Source organism: Vibrio sp. V10_P2A27P122 (assembly GCF_963874335.1).
Lineage (GTDB): Bacteria > Pseudomonadota > Gammaproteobacteria > Enterobacterales > Vibrionaceae > Vibrio > Vibrio anguillarum.
Genome location: NZ_CAWNHY010000120.1, coordinates 1 through 4,948, shown reverse-complemented (window position 1 = coordinate 4,948; position 4,948 = coordinate 1). Strand labels below are relative to the sequence as shown.

Below are 4,948 nucleotides of genomic sequence, written 5' to 3'. Positions count from 1 at the left end.
AGTAAAGATATTGGTTGAATTCTTTACCAACAGAGAGTGTTTCTTGAATATCAAACTCTTTTATGGTGTAACTAATGGTTGTGATGTGGTCTTGGTAAGCAATCTCTTTATTGCCTCGACTCATTCTCAATCCATTTAAACTAGGCGATAAATAATGAAAATTTAATAAAAAGCAATTTATACAATCACCTTTTAATATCTCTTCTTGCCAGCTACTGTCTAATATCCAGAAAATTCGATTACCTTCTTTTTGATAATAAATAAGTAGCTCTTTTTCTGTATCAAAAAGTGCGGGAGTGGTGGACATGTAAAACCCTGAAGAGAGGTCATAGGCTTTCAACTCATCCGAAAGTTGTAATGGGAAACCGACAGTCGAGCAGCTACGCCCGTCTTTGTTGACAACCGCGATCATTCTGATAAATCGGTTGTAGTACTTGGAATCACGAATTAATGACATATCGCTTGCTTGGCATTCATAATTTATCTGAGCGACTTGATCTAAAATCATATCATTTAAGCTCTGAGCTCTATTGGCCAAGTAAAGATTGACGGTATCGAGTTTGCTTTCCAGCACATAGCGTGTCAACGGATTGATTAATATCGGGATGGCTAACGAAAAAATAAGAGTCGGGATCAGAAAGAGTAAGATCGCTATTTTAACGGGTCTGGTCAAAGTCATAAATGCAACCTTAGGCATCGTTATGCCACTGCGTTAGTAAGTGCGCAGTTTAGCATGCCACTGGTTCAATTGATGAGAATTTCGAAGAGTTATACGATTACCCAATGTACTGCATTATCTGGATTTGAAGCCGCAGTTCGAAGCCAAAAGTGATAGCGTTAATCATGGTTGTATTCTTGACGTGAGTGAGTGTTAGAGAGTGTTTGAAATCCAGAATAAATGCGGGTAATGGTGGTGAACCAGCATGCGCCGCCGAATAGATAAGCTATTAAGGCAAAATGTTGAGGAAAAAGACAAAACAGGACGAAACAAGCAATCGTTTCTGTACCCTCAGTCAAGCCTGACATGTAATACAGTGATTTATGCTTGTAGATAGGGCTGTGGATGTTTCGCTTGCTGGCCATCACGGCGAAGGCAAGAAAGCTGCTTCCCGTACCGATAAAAGAAAAGATCAAAAAGGCGCCAGCTACCGCATTGTGCTCAGGTGAAGCCAGCACAAAACCAAACGGAATGAGCGAGTAAAACAGAAAATCTAAACTGATATCGAGAAATCCTCCCGCATCGCTGACCCCCTGAATTCTTGCCAACGCACCATCAAGGCCATCCGCTATTCGGTTTAGTATGATGAAAATTAATGCCAGCGTGTACTGCGAGAAAGCAAGTGCAGGAAGTGCACAGCAACCTAAAGCAAAACCCCAGAGTGTCGTTTGGTTCGCTGTAATGCCTAAGCGATGAAGCCCTTGAGCTGTTTTCTCTAGTGGCCAACGAATGATTTTGACACTAAATCGATCAAGCATGTGCGCTCTCCCATGAGCAGGTTAAAATGCGGCTGTTAGGCGGAACATCGTCTTTATCGTGCGTGACCATCAAGGTCGGAATGCCTTCGGCGACCAGTTGATTGAAGACCCAATCCCTAAATTGGATCCGCAGTGCTTTATCTAACTTACTAAATGGTTCATCCAATAGTGCCAGTTTAGGTTGAGCCAGTAGCATGCGAGCCAAGCTAATACGTGCTCGCTGCCCCCCAGATATCTGTTCTGGGTAAGCATTGGCAAGATGTTCGAGAGAAATTTTCTGTAATGCTTTTTCTGCTTGAGACTGCCGTTCATGGCCTTTTACCGAGTTGGGCAAGGCAAAAGCCAAATTTTGCCAAACCGTCAGATGTGGGAAGAGCAGATCATCTTGAAATAAAATACCGACTTGCCGCTGATGTGCAGGCCGCAAAGTGATGTCGACACCGTCCAGTATGACTCTGCCTTGGAAGCTAAAATCCCTCCCCAAATGACCCGCAATTACATTAAGTAGCGTTGATTTTCCACAGCCGCTCGGCCCCATTAAGCTGACAATTTCACCAGGGGAGATGGTGATATTTAAATCCGATAAGAGAGCTTCACCATTTTGTTTATGGATGGCGAGGTTTTCGAGGCAGAACGTCATGAGTAATGGCTTCCTTACGGGCAGTTTTTTTAACGATAGGGTTCATGGTACGGCGATGAGTTTGTAGGCGGCTGATCACAATCGCCAAGGTGAAAAAAATTAAAGGAAGTAGGGCTTGCCAAATGGCATAGATAGCGGTGACTCTGCGGTCAAAGCCACTCGAGAGTGCAACGGCTTCGGTAGTAATAGTAGCGATCCTTCCTGCGCCGAGCATCAAAGTCGGCAAATATTGCGCTAAGCTCACACTCATTCCAACCGCTGCCGCGTAAACGATGGCTGGTAAGAGTTGCGGCGTTTTAATTTGCCAAAATACTTGCCACGGCGTTTTTCCTAAACTCAACGCTGCTTTAGTCAGGTTTTGATTGTAGCTTTGCCACGGGCCATCCAACGCAAGGTAGACAAAAGGAAAGGCGAAGAATACATGTGACCATGTAACCCAAAGCCAATACTGATCGCTGGCTAAAAAGAGTGTGGCGATCTGCATGCCAAATAACAGTGAAAGCTGAGGAATAAGCATTGGCAAGGCGATCAAATAACTGGGTAAATGGCGCTGATATTTGAGCTTATACTCATGAGCGAGTAGAGATAACACCAGCGCAATCACAGTGCTGAATAGCGCTAATTGTACGCTTTGATAAATGGTTGGTGCGATATTCAACCATTCGTTGTCCCAAAAACGGGCACTGAACTGACTGGGCCATAAGTCTGGAAAGCGCCAACGTTGTGCAAAACTCCAAACCACCATTAAAGGCAACATCAGCAAAGATAAGGTAATAATGAATAAAAACAGTGATTTTCCTGGCAAGGAAAGCGCATAGCGGCCTGAGTATTGCCAGCGTTTGTAGTGTTGCGTGGAACACTTTTCGATAAAGAGAACGATCAATAACATGGCGCTGGCAAGTATAAACAACAGAACGGCGCCAGCGGCGGCGCGAGGAATTAAGGCTAAGTTAGGGTCACTAAACCACTGCCATACCAATACTGCAAACGTTGGTGGATTATTGGGGCCTAAAATGAGCGCCAAATCGACAACGGATACGCCGTAGGCAATCACGGCAAAGAGGGCAAACCGCAGTTTATTTAACCACTGTGGGAAGATCACTTTTAGCCATAGTTGGGGTTGAGAATAACCCAGCGAAGCCGCTGCTTGTTGCAGTTTATCAATGTTTAATTGCTGCAAAATGGGGATGCTCATCAGCAGTAAAAAAGGAACTTCTTTAAGTGCTAACGCTAAGGTTAACCCGACTGCGTAAGGGTTGCGTACTAAAAGTGAAGCGCCATCTCCCATGAATGAAGTTCCAAACAGATGATACAAAAGGCGATCCATCATGCCGCTTGGCGAGAATAAAAAAGCAAAACCAATGGCAAAAGCGACGTGAGGCATAGCCAGTAACGGTGATAAAGCGTTCTCTACTTTTGACCAGTGACGGCTGTGCCATAATGATTGCAATATCACAAAGCAGATCGCTGCGGCGAGATAGGTACTGATTAACGCAGAACCTATGCTAAGTAGTAGAGATTGCCCGACTCCCGACCATTGTAAGATGGCGATGTAGCCATCTAGAGAAAAGTGGTGCAAGCCAACGGGAGGAATATAGCCCAATGAGGAGAGTATGACCCCAAGTAGGCCGGGAACAACTGGGGCAATACAGATGACAATAATCAGCAAATAGCTTGCTCTAAACATCGGGCTTTATCTCAGTCTCTTTAGTGGCCGTAGCGTTGTTGCCATTCGGCTTCAAGCGCCGTTTGCCAACTTGGATGTGGCTCGGCGATTGATTTAAACAGCTGAGTTTTCTTAGCGCTGCCACTTAAGAACTCATTTTGTAATACCGATGGATCTCCCCAAATGGAAAGATCTCCTTTACGAGATTGTGCTTCCGGACTGAGTAAGAAATTGATCGCAACCAATGCGCCTTCTTTGGCGCTCGCATTCCAAGGAATGGCGAGAAAATGAATGTTAGAAAGAGCCCCTGTTTCAAACGCGTAGGAGCGGGTAGAGGCCGCTAGCGTTCCATTTGCTTGAGCGGAAAAAACAGCATTGGGGTTAAAGTTGATGGAAAGATCAAGCTGACCATCATCAAGCAATTGCAGCATTTGAGCGGAACCGCTGGGAAACTGCTTGCCTTGACGCCAGGCCACAGGATGAAATTCATCAAGATAGCGCCAAAGAGGTGCTGTCACTATGGAAAAATTTTGTTCATCCACAGGCTTAGACAGGGCAACATCGTTCTCTCTTAGTTCAATCAATAAGGCTTTAAGGAAACTGGTGCCATGAAACTCTGGAGGACGAGGGTAACTAACACGATTCGGAAACGCCTTTGCGTAGCTCAACATTTCTGAAAATGAACGGGGTGGGTTATTGAGCTTTTCCTGATCGTAAATAAACACCAGTTGTCCTACACCCCAAGGCGCTTCAAGGCCAAGAGTCGGCTCTGAAAAATCTTGATCGATCGGCAGTGAGGAATCAACATATTGCCAGTTAGGTAAACGCTCCGTAAATGGACCATACAGTAAACCATTACTTTTCATGGACTTAAAGTTTTCACCATTAATCCATACTAGATCGACACTGCCATTATTATTTTTAGCGGCCGCCTTTTCTGCAATAAGCCGTGTTGTTGTCTCGGCAATATCGGTCACTTTCACCTGTTTTAACTCGATACCGTAGCGATCTTGAAGCTCGTTGCCTGCCCAGCGGATGTACTCATTAATCTCTTGGCTTCCTCCCCACGCGTGAAAGTAAACGGTTTGTCCTTTAGCTGCATCTGTGGTTTGTTGCCAAGTTTGCGCTGACGCGGAAAGTGCGAAGGCACACGTGCAGAGTAAGGT

General features: G+C 45.0%; 4 protein-coding genes and 1 pseudogene. All 5 read right to left on the bottom strand.

Translation table 11 applies throughout. From position 1 onward, the window contains the following. Window positions 1-679, bottom strand: a pseudogene (locus tag AACQ17_RS06340) (EAL domain-containing protein); the annotation flags it as partial. Window positions 680-837: 158 nt separating this feature from the next. After that, complete coding sequence (locus AACQ17_RS06335; protein ID WP_013857469.1) at window positions 838-1,476, bottom strand: CDP-alcohol phosphatidyltransferase family protein; 639 nt, start codon at window positions 1,474-1,476, stop codon at window positions 838-840. Further along, window positions 1,469-2,116, bottom strand: a complete 648-nt coding sequence (locus AACQ17_RS06330; protein WP_019282608.1) for an ATP-binding cassette domain-containing protein — start codon at window positions 2,114-2,116, stop codon at window positions 1,469-1,471. The genes AACQ17_RS06335 and AACQ17_RS06330 overlap by 8 nt, the downstream gene beginning before the upstream one ends. Further along, window positions 2,082-3,803: an ABC transporter permease gene (locus tag AACQ17_RS06325; RefSeq protein WP_094123656.1), complete on the bottom strand. Its 1,722-nt coding sequence runs from the start codon at window positions 3,801-3,803 to the stop codon at window positions 2,082-2,084. Before AACQ17_RS06325 ends, AACQ17_RS06330 begins: the two co-directional genes overlap by 35 nt. A 20-nt stretch (window positions 3,804-3,823) precedes the next feature. Further along, window positions 3,824-4,948, bottom strand: a 1,125-nt coding sequence (locus tag AACQ17_RS06320) for an ABC transporter substrate-binding protein (protein ID WP_141201462.1), incomplete at its 5' end; no start/stop codon positions are given.